We start from the raw sequence: 18158 nt of genomic DNA on the forward strand, positions 1-18158 counted from the left end.
AAGGTTGACAGAACTCGGTAAGTTATTAAAAGAAAAACGTGAAGAAAAAGGAATGTCACTAGAAGAACTTCAAACAGCGACAAAGATACAAAAACGATATCTAGTAGCGATAGAAGAAGGAAAGTATGAGGTGCTTCCTGGATCGTTTTATGCTCGAGCATTCATTAAGAATTATTGCGAAGCTGTAGGGTTGCATTATGAGACCATCTTTGATGAATATTCTCATGAGATACCAAAATCGGCTAAAGAACCAACAACAGAGTTCGAACCCCGATCAAAAAGAGAGCGATCAGGAGTAGCAGAAGATCATTCTCTTCTAAAGAGATTGATACCGATCATAATTATTGGGATATTAATCGTAATTGTTCTCTTCGTCGTGTGGAAGCTTCTTCCTGATGGAAATGATCAAGCTAAAAGCGGGAATGATGCTCCAGGTGTTTTATTAGATGCAGATGAAAACAAACCGCAGAAAAAAGAAGAAGTCAAAAAAGACAAAGAAGATTCTGCTGAAGAAAAAGAATCGGATGCTCCAAAAGAAGAAGTGAAACAGCAAACATTAACGAAACTTGAAACGGTCGGAAAAGTAACGACTTATGATCTGAAAGATACGGATAAACTCGTTGTGGAGCTTAGCGCAAAAGGTCCTAGTTACGTGGGTATCCAAGATGAGACAAAGAAAAGCTATTTTGATAATCAGATGAAAGAAGGCCAAACTGAAACCTTTGACCTATCTTCTGCAAAAGAGGTAACACTAAATATTGGCGCGTCACATGTAACATCTATTAAGATTAATGGGGAAGCATTCACTTATCCAGTACCAGCTACAGATCTGATCCATCAAAAAATCGTGATTCGTAAGACGCAACAATAGTTTAAACAATATTGATTTTGACCGTATTTTGGAGGAATTGCATTGAACTTACCTAATAAGATTACCATTTCTAGGATTTTTTTAATTCCACTCTTTATGATTGTTCTTTTGGGCGATTTTGATTGGGGTGTTTGGAAAATAGCTGGTGAAGAATTGCCTGTTACTCATTTTGTTGCTGCACTGATCTTTATCTTTGCATCCAGCACCGATTGGGTAGACGGCTATTATGCACGTAAATATAATCTAGTTACGAATTTGGGGAAATTCTTGGACCCTCTAGCAGACAAGCTGCTCGTTTCAGCTGCACTTGTAGGATTAGTTGAATTAGGATTTGCACCTGCATGGATGGTTATCGTTATCCTTAGCCGAGAATTTGCTGTTACAGGCATCCGTGCTGTTGCTTCAGCAGAAGGCGAGGTCATTGCAGCTGGACAGATGGGTAAGCTGAAGATGTGGATTCAAATTATTGCGATTTCTGCTCTATTGCTTCATAATCTGCCATTTGCTTGGATTGGATTGCCTTTTGCAACGATTAGTTTATGGGCAGCAACTCTTATTACCTTATATTCCGGCTGGGAGTATTTCGTGAACAGCAAACATATTCTATTAAAATCAAAGTAATTGAGTAACTAGAAAAAACAGGAGCAGACAACTCCTGTTTTTTTATTAGCCATAGGTGAAAATGCAGAAAATACGAAGCATCTATGGAGATTTTTAGAATTTATAAGTTTGAATTATATCAATACAGAGAATACAATCAGGGAGCGTGTATGAGTTGAACGCAGAAATCATAGCAGTTGGCAGTGAACTTTTATTGGGACAGATCGCAAACACGAACGCTCAATTTATTTCAAAAGGACTGGCTGATATCGGAGTGAACGTTTTTTATCACTCTGTCGCGGGTGATAATTCAAAGCGTCTATCATCTGTCATTCAAACAGCTAGGTCACGATCCGAACTGATCATCTTTACTGGAGGTCTTGGACCAACAAAAGATGATCTAACTAAAGAAACAATCGCAAAACTGTTTCAAAAAGAATTGGTTCATGATGAAGCAGCACTACAGTATATAAGAAATTATTTTGATCAAACCAATCGAGAGATGACACCGAACAACAAAAAGCAAGCTCTCATTATAGAAGGATCTACCGTTTTGCCAAATGATAACGGGATGGCACCTGGGATGGCGTTTACTCATGGTGACAACACGTGTATACTCCTACCTGGACCACCTAGTGAGATGAGACCGATGTTTAACAATTATGTTATTCCTTTTCTTTATTCTAAGATGGATGTACAGACGAAGTTTCATTCGCGAGTATTAAAATTTTTTGGTATTGGAGAATCTGTCTTAGAAACAAAGCTTCAGGATTTGATCGAGAAACAAAGCAATCCTACGATTGCGCCATTAGCATCTGAACATGAAGTTACGATTCGGCTTACTGCATCGCATCCTTCAGAAACTGAGGCAAAAAGACTGTTAGATGAAGTAGAACAAGAAGTATTAAGTCGTACAGGGTCCTATTTTTATGGATATGATGAAGAAACGCTAGAGAATCAGACTTTCGATCTTCTTCGAGATAATCAGCTGACGATCGCTTCGGCAGAGAGCTTGACTGGTGGGTTATTCAGCAAGATCATCACTGATTTCCCTGGTGCATCTTCTGTGTATCAAGGAGGAGCCGTCGTTTACTCGAACGAATGTAAACAATCGATGCTTAATGTACCTCAAACTTTGATAACAGATCATGGTGTTGTTAGCTCAGAATGTGCAGAGTGGATGGCAGAGGAAATTAAAAAGCAGACAAAGGCTGATATCGGAATCAGTTTTACAGGTGTTGCAGGACCAGATACACAGGAAGATAAGCCGGCTGGTACAGTTTTCATCGGCATATCGATGCACGATCAAACGCATTCCTACTCCATAAAACTTGCAGGATCAAGAAAAGGGATTCGTGAAAGAGCAGTCAAGCATGGATTTAGGTATTTAAATCAATTGGTCAAAGAAGGACAATAAAAAAATCGAATAAATGTTCGCAAAATGATTGGCAAATGAACAAAAAAGAGATATGATAGAGAAGTAGAAAGTAACAGAATTAATGAAACAAAAATACATGTAGAATGAATTTGAGGAGTGAATTGAATGAGCGATAGAAAAGCAGCTCTAGATATGGCTCTACGCCAAATTGAAAAGCAGTTCGGTAAAGGTTCCATCATGAAATTGGGTGAACAAACGGAACAGCGAATCTCAACAGTTTCCAGTGGATCAATCACCTTGGACATCGCACTTGGAATCGGTGGTTATCCTCGCGGAAGAATTATTGAAGTATACGGTCCTGAATCATCAGGTAAAACGACTGTTGCTCTTCATGCCATTGCAGAAGTACAACGTAACGGTGGACAAGCTGCATTTATTGATGCAGAGCATGCGCTTGATCCTGTTTATGCCCAAAAGCTAGGCGTTAATATTGATGAACTCTTATTGTCTCAGCCCGATACAGGTGAACAAGCGTTAGAGATCGCTGAAGCTCTTGTAAGAAGTGGAGCAGTAGATATTTTAATCATTGACTCCGTTGCTGCACTTGTTCCTAAAGCTGAGATTGAGGGGGAAATGGGTGACTCTCACGTTGGTCTTCAAGCACGTCTGATGTCTCAAGCACTTCGTAAACTTTCAGGTGCTATCAATAAATCGAAAACCATCGCAGTATTCATCAACCAAATTCGTGAAAAAGTTGGCGTTATGTTCGGAAACCCTGAAACAACACCAGGGGGAAGAGCATTGAAATTCTATTCATCCGTTCGTTTAGAAGTTCGTCGTGCTGAACAGCTGAAACAAGGACAGGATGTAGTTGGTAACAAAACAAAGATTAAAGTTGTAAAAAACAAAGTCGCTCCTCCGTTTAGAACGGCTGAGGTTGATATCATGTACGGTGAAGGAATTTCACATCAAGGTGAAATTCTTGATATCGGTTCTGACATTGACATCGTTCAGAAGAGTGGTGCGTGGTATTCTTACGAAGGTGAACGTTTAGGTCAAGGTCGTGAGAACTCGAAGCAATTCCTAAAAGAAAACCCTGAGATTGCATCCGCGATCGTTGCAGAGATCCGCAACTATTATCAGTTAGAGGGTAAAGCAACGGTTGAAGCAGAAGCTCCTTCATTAGAGGAAGAGTTTGAGCTAACAGAATAGTAATTAAGTTAAAGACTGGTCAATGCGACCGGTCTTTTTTTGGCTTTTTTCTATTCTCACCATCTGCAAGTTGATTGTAGCGTAAGGTTGCCGACTCCTACGGGACGAGCGGTCAGTCCGAAATGTGGAAGTGGCTCGTTCAGCCCCGACAAGTAAAAGGTGAATTGGCTATGAAACGTACTTTGACTTCTTGACTATTCAACTTTTGACCTCGAGGGGCTAGCCACTGCATCTAGACTGGTGAAGACTCCTAATGGCGCAAAGCGGCAGGAGGCTCACCGCACGCCCTGTGGAAAGCGAGCAACCTGGAGCGGAAATCAACACTTTCAAGAGCAACAAAGTCTAAAACAGCCTTTTTTTCAAAACGAGCAATCTGAATTGAAAATAAACTACTTCCAAAAACAGCGATGCATATGCAAACAGCTTCCTAAAATAGCGTATATACCAGGCAAAATATGCTCCTTGCTTTTTTGAAGTCAACCAATTAATATAGAAGATTGACTCTCTTGACAAGCCTTTGGCACACCTATAAAATGAAGATATATTTTGATTTCTTATGAAATTAAAAGATATGTATAGAATTTGTACGACATGAATGGTGCACAGCACATGTAAGACGATTGACGCCAAAAATGCAGTATGAAAAGCAGAAAGCAAGAGGAGGTGGGAATATGCCAAGTTTAGCAGTATTCATCTCCAGTTTGCTTGTCTCACTAGGTGTCGGTGCTATTGTCGGATATCTTGTTAGGAAATCAATTGCTGAAGCGAAGATTTCAAGCGCAGAACGAGCAGCTGCGCAAATTGTTGAAGATGCAAAGCGCGATGCTGATGCCAGCAAGAAAGAAGCGCTGTTAGAAGCAAAAGATGAAATCCATAAGCTACGTACCGAAGCTGAACGCGAAATTCGCGAACGTCGAAACGAGCTTCAAAAACAAGAACATCGATTGGTTCAAAAAGAAGAGATCCTAGACAGAAAAAGTGAAACTCTTGACAAAAAAGAGGAATCTTTAGAGCGACGTGAGGAGTCTCTCACCAAAAAACAGCGACAAATTGAAGAGATTGAAAGCAAAGTGGAGGAATTGCTGAAAGAACAACAGCGAGAGCTTGAGCGCATTTCCAGCATTACCAGGGATGAAGCCCGCCAAATTATCATGACTGAAACTGAGAACGAGATGACACATGAGTTGGCGATGATGGTAAAAGAGATGGAAAACCGTGCTAAAGAAGAAGCGGACAAGAAAGCAAAAGAGATTCTTTCCCTAGCTATCCAACGCTGTGCAGCCGATCACGTTGCAGAAACTACAGTTTCTGTAGTAAACCTTCCTAACGATGAAATGAAAGGAAGAATTATTGGACGTGAAGGACGAAACATTAGGACATTAGAAACGTTAACTGGAATTGACTTAATCATTGATGATACTCCAGAAGCCGTTATTCTATCTGGTTTCGATCCGATCCGCCGTGAAATTGCACGTATGGCATTGGACAAGCTTGTACAGGATGGAAGAATTCACCCTGCACGAATTGAAGAGATGGTTGAAAAATCACGTCGAGAAGTGGATGAGTATATCCGCGAAGTAGGGGAACAGACGACTTTTGAAGTTGGTGTTCATGGACTACATCCTGATTTGATTAAAATTCTTGGACGTTTGAAGTATCGTACAAGTTACGGTCAAAACGTACTGAAACATTCAACTGAAGTAGCTTACTTAGCTGGATTAATGGCAGCAGAAGTAGGTGAAGATGTTCATCTAGCAAGACGAGCTGGTTTGCTTCATGACATTGGTAAGGCAATTGATCATGAAGTAGAAGGAAGTCACGTGGACATTGGTGTTGAACTGGCTACGAAGTACAAGGAACACCCAGTAGTAATCAACAGCATTGCGTCTCACCACGGAGACACTGAAGCAACTTCGATCATAGCTACTCTAGTTGCAGCAGCAGATGCACTTTCTGCAGCAAGACCAGGAGCACGCCGTGAAACGCTTGAAACGTATATCCGAAGACTTGAAAAGTTAGAAGAGATTTCAGAATCATTTGATGGTGTTGAAAAATCTTTTGCGATACAAGCAGGCCGTGAGATACGTATCATGGTTAAACCGGATATGATTGATGATGTAGCATCATACCGACTAGCACGCGATATTACGAAAAAGATTGAAAGTGAACTGGATTATCCAGGACACATCAAAGTTACAGTCATTCGTGAGACCCGAGCAGTTGAATACGCAAAATAAACAAACAAAGCGGTGGGAAATTATTCCATCGCTTTTTTATATGGGTATTATTGATAACAGGAAGTTCGGATAAAAAAAGTTATCGTTTTTTTCGAAAAAACACATTATGGTTTGAAAGAACTCTGTTAAGGGTACTAGAATACCGGGGTTTATTCATACGGCAGCTGCTATAACAAAACAGCAAGAAAAGAAGAGAGAAAGTACAATTTTGTTGTGGCAGGAATACAAGCCTAAATCAATGAATATAGTAGAACAGGTATCTATCCTGAAGGAGGTTCAAAACAATGGAAATATTAAAAGTTTCAGCAAAATCCAACCCCAACTCTGTAGCTGGTGCACTTGCTGGTGTTCTCCGGGAACGCGGAGGCGCTGAAATTCAGGCAATCGGAGCAGGTGCATTAAATCAAGCTGTTAAAGCAGTAGCTATCGCACGAGGTTTCGTAGCACCGAGCGGAGTTGACCTCATTTGTATTCCAGCATTTACAGATATCTTAATTGATGGGGAAGAAAGAACGGCTATTAAATTAATTGTTGAACCGCGCTAATTAATGTGAAACCTGCTTGCTCATTCAATAGAGCAAGCAGGTTTTTAGTTTTGTAGACTTATTTTCTTTTTAGAAGAGATGCTAAGAATAAGAGAAGGAAATGATTAAACACATCTAGAATTCTAAGAGAGTACCAAGTATTTTAAAGCGCTTTCATTTATTTACATTTTTTGTAATAGTTTGAATTATGCTAGGCGAATACTTGCATTTTTATAAAGTTAAGTCTAGAATTGTAGACGTTTAGTACATAATTTAAGTAAACGTGATAATGCGCGTTCAACACAACATGAAACCATACTAAATCAAACAATTGATTGAAAAAATTAACGTTTGGGTTACTGAAAGGGTGGAGTACATGATTGATCAACTTTCTTGGAAAGTTGGCGGACAGCAAGGTGAAGGAATTGATAGTACAGGTGAAATTTTTGCGATGGCACTCAACCGCCAAGGCTACTATCTGTATAGCTATCGACACTTTTCTTCCAGAATTAAAGGCGGTCATACCAACAATAAAATTCGTGTAAGCACGAGTGAAACCCGTTCGATCTCTGATGATCTTGATATTTTAATAGCATTCGATCAAGAAACAATTGATGTGAATGTACATGAGCTTCGTGATGGAGGAGTTGTGATTGGAGATTCAAAATTCAATCCTACTGTTCCTGAGGATTTGAATGTTAGATTATATGCAGTACCATTTACAGAGATTGCAAGTGAACTGGGCACATCTCTAATGAAAAACATGGTAGCGATCGGAGCGACGAGCGCTGTATTAGGGCTTCCAGTAGAGAGCTATCTAGAAGTTGTAGAAGAGATCTTTGCTCGTAAAGGTGCAAAAGTCGTAGAAAAGAATATGGAAGCCATTCAAAAAGGCGCAGACCATTTTAATGATTTATCTGGTGGCCAGATTGATGGTTTTCAATTAAATAAAGCAGATGGCAAAAAGAGAATGTTCATGATTGGAAACGATGCGATCGCTCTAGGATTTGTGGCAGGAGGCGTGCGCTTCATGTCCGCTTATCCGATCACACCGGCATCTGAGATTATGGAATACCTGATTAAAAAACTGCCAGAGTTTGGTGGGACTGTCATTCAAACAGAAGATGAGATTGCTGCTTGTACGATGGCAATCGGAGCAAACTATGCAGGTGTGCGTACGATTACATCGTCTGCAGGACCAGGTCTATCATTAATGATGGAAGCGTTAGGTCTATCTGGAATGACAGAGGTTCCTTTAGTTGTCGTAGACACACAACGTGGGGGCCCATCAACAGGACTGCCTACAAAACAAGAACAATCTGATCTGATGGCGATGATCTATGGAACTCATGGTGAGATTCCAAAAGTGGTTATGGCACCAAGTACGGTTGAAGAAGCATTCTATGACGCTGTTGAGGCGTTGAATATCGCAGAAGAATATCAGATTCCGGTTATTTTACTTACAGATCTTCAACTTTCTCTAGGGAAACAATCGGTAGAACCACTAGACTATAGTCGCGTAGAGATCCGACGCGGTAAGCTTAATCCAAAAGAAGAGCTTCCAGATACTGATGATAAAGATGGATACTTTAAGCGCTATGAAGTAACTGAAGATGGTATTTCTCCTCGCGTAATACCAGGTATGAAAAACGGTATTCACCATGTAACGGGTGTTGAGCATGATGAGACTGGAAAGCCGTCAGAAGTAGCTGCAAACCGTCAAAAGCAGATGGATAAACGCTTACGCAAACTTCAGAACCTGCGTTTTAACGTACCGGTTGTTAAACAAGCTCCTCATGAAGAAGCAGATATCCTTTTAGTCGGATTTAATTCAACAAGAGGAGTAATTGAAGAAGCGATCCCTCGTTTAGAAGCTGATGGATTAAAAGTTAATCATGCTCATATTCGTTTGATCCATCCGTTCCCTGCCGATGAGATGAAATCAATGATCGACAAAGCGAAGAACGTAATCGTAGTGGAGAACAATGCGACAGGACAGCTGGCTAACATTTTAAGAATGAATGTTCCTCAGCATGAAAAGATTAAAAACTTGTTAAAATATGATGGGAATCCTTTCTTGCCATCAGAAGTTGTCATGAAATGCAAGGAGCTGGTTTAATATGGCTACATTTAAAGATTTTCGTAACAGCATCAAACCGAACTGGTGTCCAGGGTGTGGAGATTTTTCTGTACAGGCGGCAATTCAAAGGGCAGCTGCAAATGTAGGTTTAGAACCAGATAATCTTGCAGTAGTATCAGGAATTGGCTGTTCAGGACGTATTTCAGGGTATATCAAATCTTATGGTTTCCATGGTATTCATGGCCGTTCGTTGCCGATTGCACAAGGAGTTAAGATGGCAAACCGTGATCTGACTGTTATCGCTTCAGGTGGAGATGGAGATGGGTTCGCGATCGGAATGGGTCACACTGTACATGCGATCAGACGAAACATAGATATCACTTATATTGTAATGGATAACCAAATCTATGGTTTAACTAAAGGACAAACATCGCCTCGATCGGATGTTGGTTTTAAAACGAAGAGTACACCAGAAGGATCTGTAGAGTCAGCGATCGGCGTCATGGAACTTGCTTTAACGGCTGGAGCTACGTTTGTTGCTCAAAGTTTTTCAACAGATTTAAAAGAGTTAACATCGATTATAGAAGCTGGGATCAATCATAAAGGCTTCTCGCTGATCAATGTATTCTCTCCATGTGTTACATATAACAAAGTGAACACATATGATTGGTTTAAAGAACATCTCGTTTCCTTAAGCACGATTGAGAACTATGATTCTTCAAACCGTATGATGGCTATGCAGACGCTAATGGAAAACAAAGGGCTTGTAAAAGGGATTATCTATCAAGACAAGGTAAAACCTTCTTATCAAGATCTAGCACACGGATACAGCAAAGAAGCACTTGCAAAAGTAGACTTGAATTTGCCAGAAGAAAAGTTCAATCAATTGATGTCAGAATTCATGTAAGACCGAGCCCTTCTCCTAAAATTAGGAGAGGGGCTTTCTTCTTAATAAAAAAATTCTGCAAATTTTTTTTGGTATCCGCGAATGTCCACGTGGAATGGACACGGCTCTTTACCTTGCTGTTTAATCCATGTACAATTATCGATAGATAAGATATTTAAGGTTTTAGTGAGGGGTGTTTCTGTGCAAGGAAAAATGAAAGCAATAGTTAAGCATCATGCGGGTTATGGAGCTAGATTAGAAACAGTAGATATTCCTGAAATTAATGAAAGTGAAGTATTGATTAAAGTTAAAGCGACTTCAATCTGTGGAACAGATGTCCATATTTATACATGGGATGAATGGTCACAGAGTCGTGTTAAAACTCCTTATGTATTCGGACACGAGTTTTCAGGTGTTGTTGAAAAAGTAGGAAGTGCTGTTACAAATGTTTCTGTTGGAGATCATGTTTCAGCTGAAACTCATATAGTCTGTCATTCTTGTCCACAATGTTTAAAAGGACAGTTCCACATCTGTAAGAACACAAAGATCATCGGTGTTGATACTCACGGGTGTTTCGCAGAGTATGTAGCAATGCCATCAGAGAACATCTGGAAAAATGATCCTAAGATGCCGTTTGAACATGGGTCGATTCAAGAGCCGATGGGAAATGCTGTTCATACGGTTTTAGCAGGTGATGTTGCTGGTAAAGCAGTAGCTGTCATCGGATGCGGCCCGATCGGGGTCATGGCGGTTAACGTTGCTAAAGCAGCTGGTGCAAGTCAGGTAATCGCTATCGATCTGAATGATTATCGTTTAGACCTTGCTAAAAGGATAGGTGCGACAGAAGTAATCAACCCTAAAACGATCGATCCTGTTGAAAAAGTAATGGATTTAACGGATGGTAATGGTGTAGATGTTGTTTGTGAGATGAGCGGTCATCCAGTTGCGATCGATCAAGGATTTAAAATGATCACAAACGGCGGTCGTGTTTCTATCCTAAGTCTGCCTGTTAAACCTGTTGAGATCGACCTAACGAACGATGTAGTATTTAAAGGTGTTACTGTTCAAGGAATAACGGGAAGAAAAATGTATGAAACATGGCAACAGGTTTCAGGACTTTTACAGTCAGGCAGTATGCATCCAGAAATGATCATCACTCATACACTTCCACTTGAAAAGTTTGAAGAAGGCTTTGATCTAATGATAAAAGGAAATTGTGGAAAAGTAGTTCTTATTCCTTAAAATCGAAAGGGGCTTCATACATGATGAAAGGTTTTGAATACCTGCAAGAAGAATTGGACCATATGAAAGAAGAAGGTACGTTTAGAAAGCTTGTACCACTAGAATCAGAGCAAGGTTCTAAAGTTGTGATCAACGGAAAAGAAGTGATCCAGCTCTCTTCCAACAACTACTTAGGACTTACAAGTCACCCTAAAATGAAAGAAGCAGCCCTACAAGCAGTAGAAGAATTTGGCGTTGGTACGGGCTCTGTACGTACGATTGCTGGAACTCTATCCATGCATGAAGAATTCGAAAAAAAGCTTGCGGAATTTAAACATACAGAAGCATGTCTTGTCTTCCAATCTGGTTTTTCAACGAACCAAGGAATCCTATCCGCTATTCTTACTGATCAAGACGTCGTCATTTCAGATGAATTGAACCATGCATCAATCATTGACGGTATCCGTTTGACGAAAGCAAAAAGAAGAATCTACAAACACGTGGATCTAGACGATTTAGAAGCAGCATTAAAAGAGACACAAGAATTTAGAAAAAGAATCGTCGTAACAGACGGTGTTTTCTCAATGGACGGTAATATTGCACCTCTTCCTGGAATCCTTGAGCTCGCTGAAAAGTACGATGCCCTCGTAATGGTAGACGACGCACATGCGAGTGGTGTATTAGGAACAAATGGCCGCGGTACGATCGATCATTTTAACTTGAACGGTCGTGTTCACATTCAAGTGGGAACATTAAGTAAAGCAATTGGTGTGCTAGGTGGCTATATTGCGAGTACCCAAACGTTAAGAGACTATCTTATCCATAAAGGACGTCCGTTCTTGTTTAGCACATCACATCCGCCAGCAGTAATCGCAGCGAGTTCAGCCGCGATTGACGTTTTAGAAGAAGAACCAGAACATATGGAAAGACTGTGGGAGAACACGAAGTTCTTTAAGGCAGGATTAAAAGAACTAGGGTTTAATACAGGAGTTAGTGAGACACCTATCACACCGGTTTTAGTAGGTGATGATGCGCTTGCACACAAACTTTCAGATACTTTATTGAAGTATGGCGTATTCGCTCAAGGTATCGCTTTCCCAACAGTGGCTAAAGGAAAAGCTCGCGTACGTACGATTGTAACGGCACAGCATACGAAAGAGGAGCTTCAAGCTGCATTAGATGCATTTGAAAAAGCAGGGAAAGAATTAAATATTATATAGTTACTTGTAAAGTTGACTTTAAAGGCGCATTAGTAAGCTTTTAAGGTCAACTTTTTTTGAACAGAAAAAACCCGTTACACATATAAACCATAATTATATTATGTAAACTAAAACGATTACAAGTTTAACTATAATCCAATTTTTGATATAATGTTACAGTTGGATGAAATACTAGATTAACTTTGAACGGATTACCTAGCAGTAAGGGCAATAAGGAGTGATGATGTCTTGGATATTACGAAAGACAATCAAGAAATGAAGACGAATAAAAAAGAGAGAGACTACTCACAATACTTTCAATCTACGTATGCACCGCCTTCTTTAAAAGACGCGAAAAAGCGTGGAAAAGAACAAGTACAAATATTAAAAGATTTTTCGATTCCGGAAAATTTAAAAAATATTGGTGTTGGCAAAAAGTTTTATATTCGTACTTACGGATGTCAGATGAACGAGCATGATACAGAGGTTATGGCAGGAATATTGAATGAGATGGGGTATGAAACCACTTATTCTACTGAAGATGCTGACGTAATCCTTCTTAATACGTGTGCTATTCGTGAAAATGCAGAGAACAAGGTGTTTGGTGAACTGGGACATTTAAAACATACAAAAGCGAACAACCCTAATCTTCTTCTAGGTGTTTGTGGATGTATGTCACAAGAAGAATCTGTTGTTAACCGTATTCTTACCACGTACCCTCAAGTTGACATGATCTTTGGTACTCATAATATTCATCGTCTGCCTCAAATTATTGAGAACGCATTATTCTCTAAAGAGATGGTAGTTGAAGTTTGGTCTAAGGAAGGGGATATCGTCGAGAACCTTCCTAGAAAGCGTAAAGGAAACGTTAAAGGCTGGGTCAACATTATGTATGGCTGCGACAAATTCTGTACATATTGCATTGTTCCATACACGCGAGGAAAAGAAAGAAGTCGTTATCCTCAAGATATCATCGAAGAAGTAAGGCAGCTTGCAAGAGAAGGCTATAAGGAAGTAACGCTTCTAGGTCAAAATGTGAATGCATACGGAAAAGATTTTGAAGACCTAGAGTATGGTCTAGGAGATCTCATGGATGAGATCCGTAAGATTGATATTCCTAGACTTCGTTTTACTACAAGTCATCCTCGTGACTTTGATGATCGATTGATTGAAGTTCTTGCTAAAGGTGGAAACATCGTCGATCATGTTCATCTGCCAGTTCAGCACGGAAACAGCGACATACTCAAATTAATGGCTCGTAAATACACACGTGAGCATTATTTAGAGCTTGTAAACAAGATAAAAGCTGCGATGCCGAATGTAGCCTTGACTACGGATATTATTGTTGGGTTTCCGAACGAGACAGAAGAACAGTTCGAAGAGACATTATCGCTTGTTAAAGAAGTGCAGTATGATGCTGCATACACGTTTATCTATTCACCGCGTGAAGGCACGCCAGCTGCAAAGATGCAAGACAATGTTCCGATGGAAGTGAAACGTGAGCGTCTGCAGAGGCTGAACGCCTTGCTCAATGATATCTCTTTAGAGAAGAACAAAGCATATGTCGGTAAAGTAGTGGAAGTGTTAGTTGAGGGAGAAAGTAAAAAGAATCCTGATGTACTAACGGGTCACACCGGTTCAAACAAAGTAGTAAACTTTAAAGCTCCTAAGCACTTAATAGGTGAAATTGTCAAAGTTCAGATTACAGATGCTAAAACATGGAACCTTGGCGGCGATTGGGTAGAAGAAAAATCAGAGGTGGTAGGCTAATGAGCACATATACTAAAGAAGAAATCTTGGGTAAAGCAAAAGAACTAGCAAAAATGATCGCAACGACTGATGAAGTTGAATTTTTTAAAAAAGCAGAAGCTATGATCAATACGAATTCAAATGTAGCAAGATTGATGGGACAGATTAAGAATCTTCAAAAACAAGCTGTTAATCTTCAACATTATCAAAAGCATGAAGCATCAAGAGAAGTTGAAGAAAAGATCGATGCTTTGATGGCTGAGCTTGATAGCATTCCAGTTGTACAAGAGTTCAAACAATCTCAAAGTGATGTGAATGATATCTTACAAATGGTTTCACATACGATCTCTAACAAAGTTACAGATGAGATCATCGAATCAACTGGCGGAGACCTTTTAAAAGGGACTACTGGTTCTCAAGAAGGTTGTTCTCCTGGCGGCTGCGGTTGTCACTAAACGTATATATACTAAAAAACACGATGTCTCTTGCAGGCATCGTGTTTTTTAGTGTGATTACCTCGTATATCCGACGTTTCGCACATACCCATAGAGGTATTAAGTCATCGCTATCCAGAAGTTTTGGTGTGGAATCCAAAAGTTTATGCTGTTTATCCACGAGATTCGGCTCTCAATCCAAAAGTTTTCTCCGTTTATCCACGAGTCTACAAACCTCGACAAATTCCGCGACGTCCTATAGGCTCACATACCTCTTAAAGCGTGTATCCTTAAGTAAAGAACCACTACTTTTATAAGTCCAATCATCCCTAAATAATTTCACGTACCGTCCATCATATATAATATTTTGAGAACATTGGACAACAAGCGCCCATATACTTAGACTAATTGTGTTTCAAATAAATGAAGACACAATAGGCATCCGCCCAGCATATACTGTATGGAGATTGGTAGAGGAGGGATTCATGTATGTCAAGACGGGTAGAACAAGAGTTGACTTACAGAGAAATCATCACAAAAGCGGTCTGTGGAAAAGGCAGAAAATTTTCTCAGGCTACGCATACGATTGCGCCGAGTCATCGTCCTAGCAGCATTCTAGGATGCTGGATCATCAACCATGCATATAAACCAAAGCGGAATGGTGAAGCAGTTGATGTGGAAGGAAGTTATGACATCAACGTGTGGTATTCATACAATGATAATACTCGCACAGAAGTCGTGACAGAAACCATTCATTTTGTAGACAAAGTGGATCTTAGCGTGAGGGATAAGAATGCGTTAGGTAATCAATATGAAGTTACTTGCCGTGCACTTCAAGAGCCTAATACGTTAGAAGCGACGATCTCACCTAACGGAAATAAAGTTATCGTTCAAGTAGAAAGAGAGTTTGTTTGTGAAATTATCGGTGAAACAAAAGTCTGTGTGTATGTGAACCCGGATGGTTTTGATGATGTAGAGACAAGAGATTGGGAATATGATGTGGAAGATGAGAATTTTGAAGACCTTGATCCGAACTTTTTAATAGGTGATTTAGAAGAATAGAAAACGGGGAGAGAGCTTCCCGTTTTTTTCATGCAGAGAAAACGATAGATGTTGTGAATTATGTTATAATAGCGACATTGAAATGTTATGAAAAAGGTGAAATTATGGCTCAATATACTCCAATGATACAACAATATTTATCAATCAAGGCAGCTCATCAGGATGCCTTTTTATTTTTCCGTCTAGGAGATTTTTATGAAATGTTCTTTGAAGATGCTGTTCGAGCATCTCAAATCCTTGAAATTACACTAACAAGCAGAGATGGAGGTTCTCAAGATCGAATTCCGATGTGTGGGATACCTTATCATTCGTCAGCAGGTTATATCAAAACATTAGTTGAGAATGGACATAGAGTAGCAATCTGTGAACAAGTAGAAGATCCTAAACTATCTGTTGGGGTAGTGAAACGTGAAGTCATCCAGATTATTACGCCAGGAACGGTTATTGATGACCATCTTCTTCAAGATAGAGAGAACAATTTTCTTGTATCGATAGAAAAGGATAATGATTCTTATGGATACGTTCTTTGTGATCTTTCAACAGGTGAGTTGAAGGGATATACATATGACGGAAATCAGTTATCGTTCATTCAATTACTTTTAAGTCACGGAGTTAAAGAGATTGTTGGAAACAAAGAATTGTATGATGCTTGGACGAACACAGTTACACAGACAGGACAAGCTTCCGTTTCTATCCAGGAAGAGAGTTCTATAGATAGTGAGTTTAATCAACTTGTTCAGACAATCTCTGACCCCATCTTATTACGTGCTTCAGGACGGTTGTTCAACTATCTAACTCATACACAAAAGCGATCTTTTCACCATATAAAAGCTGTGGAATTTCAGCAGAACGATAAAAGAATGAAGCTTGATGCCTTTTCAAAACGGAATTTAGAATTAACAGAATCAATCCGTGCTAAAGGAAAAAAAGGTTCGTTATTATGGCTATTAGATGCCACGATGACAGCAATGGGTGCTAGAAAGCTTAAACAATGGGTTGAAGAGCCTTTGTTTGTGAAAGAAACGATCGAGAAGCGGCTTCAGCTCGTCGAAAACTTGATCGGGGAATTCTTTACTCGTGAAGAGATTAAAGAACAATTGAAGTCTGTTTATGATATGGAACGGTTGATAGCTAAAATATCCTATGGAAACGCTAGTCCGAGGGATCTTGTACAATTGAAAAGATCTTTGTTCAGTGTTCCGGTCTTAAAAGAAAAGATCAAGAGTATTGAAGGGAAATATGCGCTTGAGCTTCATAAGAAGATGAATGAACATAGAACACTCAGAGACTTTTTAGATTCTGCTATTCATGATGATGCACCTATCCATATTAAAGAAGGTGGACTCATCAAAGCAGGTTACAATGAGCAACTTGATCAATATAAAGATGCGAGCAGCAACGGTAAAGCATGGATTGCCTCTCTTGAACAACAAGAAAAAGCAGCTTCAGGAATTAAGTCTTTAAAGATTGGCTTTAACAAGATCTTTGGTTATTATTTCGAGGTTACAAAATCTAACCTTTCACAAGTACCAGATCGTTATGAACGAAAACAGACGCTCGCAAACGCTGAGAGATATGTTACGCCAGAACTGAAAGAAAAAGAAAGAATCATCTTAGAAGCGGAAGAGAAGATTTCAGGATTAGAATATACACTCTTCTTGGAAGTAAGAGAGTATGTAAAGCAATATATACCAGGACTGCAAGAACTTGCATCAGCTATCTCTGAACTCGATGTCATGCAATCTTTTGCTGCGATCAGTGAGCAATATCGATATGTAAGGCCGAAAGTTTCAGAGGGTGGAATCGTTAATATTGTGAACGGAAGACATCCTGTTGTAGAAAAGGTTATGGATGCCCAAGAATATGTGCCAAACGACATTGTTTTAAATAACGATAGAAACATGCTCCTTATTACGGGTCCAAACATGGCTGGTAAGAGTACGTATATGCGCCAGTTAGCTCTTACAGCGGTCATGATGCAGATCGGGTGCTTTGTTCCAGCAGAGAGTGCTGAGCTTCCAATGTTTGATCAGATCTTTACTCGAATTGGAGCTGCTGATGATCTTGTCGGTGGACAAAGTACGTTCATGGTCGAGATGCTTGAGACGAACTTTGCCTTAACAAGTGCAACAGAAAACAGTTTAATTCTTTTAGATGAGATCGGACGAGGAACCTCTACTTATGATGGGATGGCATTAGCACAATCAATTATTGAATTCATTCATGAAGAAATAGCTGCAAAAACATTATTCTCTACTCATTACCACGAACTAACCGTTTTAGAAGAGTCTCTTCACTCTCTAAAAAATGTGTTTGTAAGTGCAGTTGAAGAGAATGGAAGTCTCGTATTTTTGCATAAAGTGATTGATGGGCAAGCAGATAAAAGTTTTGGTATACAAGTGGCAGAACTTGCTGAACTTCCTGAACCGGTGATCTCTAGAGCAAAGACAATCTTACAAACCTATGAAAATCAAGAAAAACGAGAAGCACTTCCCATTCAGGAGGTGTCGGTTACTAAGGAAGAGGATCTTCAAGAAAGTCAGCTGAGTCTTTTTGTTGAAAAAGAGGAAACGACGAACAAAAGAGATTCTAAAGAGCAAGAGCTGATCAAAGAGTTAAGAGGTTTAAATGTATTAGAGATGACTCCTCTTGATGCGATGAACGCGTTATACAAACTGCAAAAAAAAGTAAGATAAAGGAGGCGT

14 protein-coding genes are annotated in these 18158 nt (G+C 39.7%); all 14 read left to right on the top strand.

Translation table 11 applies throughout. From position 1 onward, the window contains the following. The first annotated feature begins 4 nt into the window (after positions 1 to 4). A complete protein-coding gene (locus P4V41_RS19340) occupies positions 5 to 871 on the top strand; it encodes a helix-turn-helix domain-containing protein (protein ID WP_328086774.1) in 867 nt (288 codons plus the stop codon). Between the two features lie 42 nt (positions 872 to 913). Further along, a complete protein-coding gene (gene pgsA, locus P4V41_RS19345) occupies positions 914 to 1492 on the top strand; it encodes a CDP-diacylglycerol--glycerol-3-phosphate 3-phosphatidyltransferase (RefSeq protein WP_328086775.1) in 579 nt (192 codons plus the stop codon). 154 nt (positions 1493 to 1646) lie between these two features. Next, on the top strand, positions 1647 to 2888 hold the full coding sequence (locus P4V41_RS19350) for a competence/damage-inducible protein A (protein WP_328086776.1): 1242 nt from the start codon (positions 1647 to 1649) through the stop codon (positions 2886 to 2888). A 126-nt stretch (positions 2889 to 3014) separates the two neighbouring features. After that, positions 3015 to 4061 (top strand): recombinase RecA, encoded by a 1047-nt coding sequence (gene recA / locus P4V41_RS19355; RefSeq protein ID WP_328086777.1) that lies wholly within the window; start codon positions 3015 to 3017, stop codon positions 4059 to 4061. A 671-nt stretch (positions 4062 to 4732) separates the two neighbouring features. Then, the gene (gene rny, locus P4V41_RS19360) at positions 4733 to 6298 is read left to right on the top strand and encodes a ribonuclease Y (RefSeq protein WP_328086778.1); all 1566 of its coding nucleotides are present in this window, start codon (positions 4733 to 4735) and stop codon (positions 6296 to 6298) included. 284 nt (positions 6299 to 6582) lie between these two features. Continuing rightward, positions 6583 to 6843, top strand: a complete 261-nt coding sequence (spoVS, locus tag P4V41_RS19365) for a stage V sporulation protein SpoVS (RefSeq protein WP_010193268.1) — start codon at positions 6583 to 6585, stop codon at positions 6841 to 6843. A 355-nt stretch (positions 6844 to 7198) separates the two neighbouring features. After that, positions 7199 to 8941, top strand: coding sequence for a 2-oxoacid:acceptor oxidoreductase subunit alpha (locus tag P4V41_RS19370; protein WP_328086779.1), 1743 nt, complete (start codon positions 7199 to 7201; stop codon positions 8939 to 8941). Between the two features lies 1 nt (position 8942). Next, on the top strand, positions 8943 to 9809 hold the full coding sequence (locus tag P4V41_RS19375; protein WP_328086780.1) for a 2-oxoacid:ferredoxin oxidoreductase subunit beta: 867 nt from the start codon (positions 8943 to 8945) through the stop codon (positions 9807 to 9809). 180 nt (positions 9810 to 9989) lie between these two features. After that, complete coding sequence (tdh, locus tag P4V41_RS19380; RefSeq protein ID WP_328086781.1) at positions 9990 to 11030, top strand: L-threonine 3-dehydrogenase; 1041 nt, start codon at positions 9990 to 9992, stop codon at positions 11028 to 11030. A 23-nt stretch (positions 11031 to 11053) separates the two neighbouring features. Then, positions 11054 to 12229 carry a glycine C-acetyltransferase gene (locus P4V41_RS19385; RefSeq protein ID WP_328086855.1) on the top strand — a complete coding sequence of 392 codons (1176 nt, stop codon included), beginning with the start codon at positions 11054 to 11056 and terminating at the stop codon, positions 12227 to 12229. A gap of 255 nt (positions 12230 to 12484) precedes the next feature. Then, entirely contained in the window at positions 12485 to 13978 is a 1494-nt protein-coding gene (gene miaB, locus P4V41_RS19390; protein WP_328086856.1) for a tRNA (N6-isopentenyl adenosine(37)-C2)-methylthiotransferase MiaB, read from the top strand. After that, positions 13978 to 14412 (top strand): RicAFT regulatory complex protein RicA family protein, encoded by a 435-nt coding sequence (locus P4V41_RS19395; protein WP_328086782.1) that lies wholly within the window; start codon positions 13978 to 13980, stop codon positions 14410 to 14412. Before miaB ends, P4V41_RS19395 begins: the two co-directional genes overlap by 1 nt. A 468-nt stretch (positions 14413 to 14880) precedes the next feature. Continuing rightward, positions 14881 to 15453: an outer spore coat protein CotE gene (cotE, locus tag P4V41_RS19400; protein WP_144700658.1), complete on the top strand. Its 573-nt coding sequence runs from the start codon at positions 14881 to 14883 to the stop codon at positions 15451 to 15453. Between the two features lie 104 nt (positions 15454 to 15557). Next, positions 15558 to 18149: a DNA mismatch repair protein MutS gene (gene mutS, locus P4V41_RS19405; RefSeq protein ID WP_328086783.1), complete on the top strand. Its 2592-nt coding sequence runs from the start codon at positions 15558 to 15560 to the stop codon at positions 18147 to 18149. The last annotated feature ends 9 nt before the right edge of the window (positions 18150 to 18158 follow it).

This window comes from Fictibacillus nanhaiensis (genome assembly GCF_036213205.1).
Taxonomy (GTDB): Bacteria; Bacillota; Bacilli; order Bacillales; family Fictibacillaceae; genus Fictibacillus; species Fictibacillus nanhaiensis_E.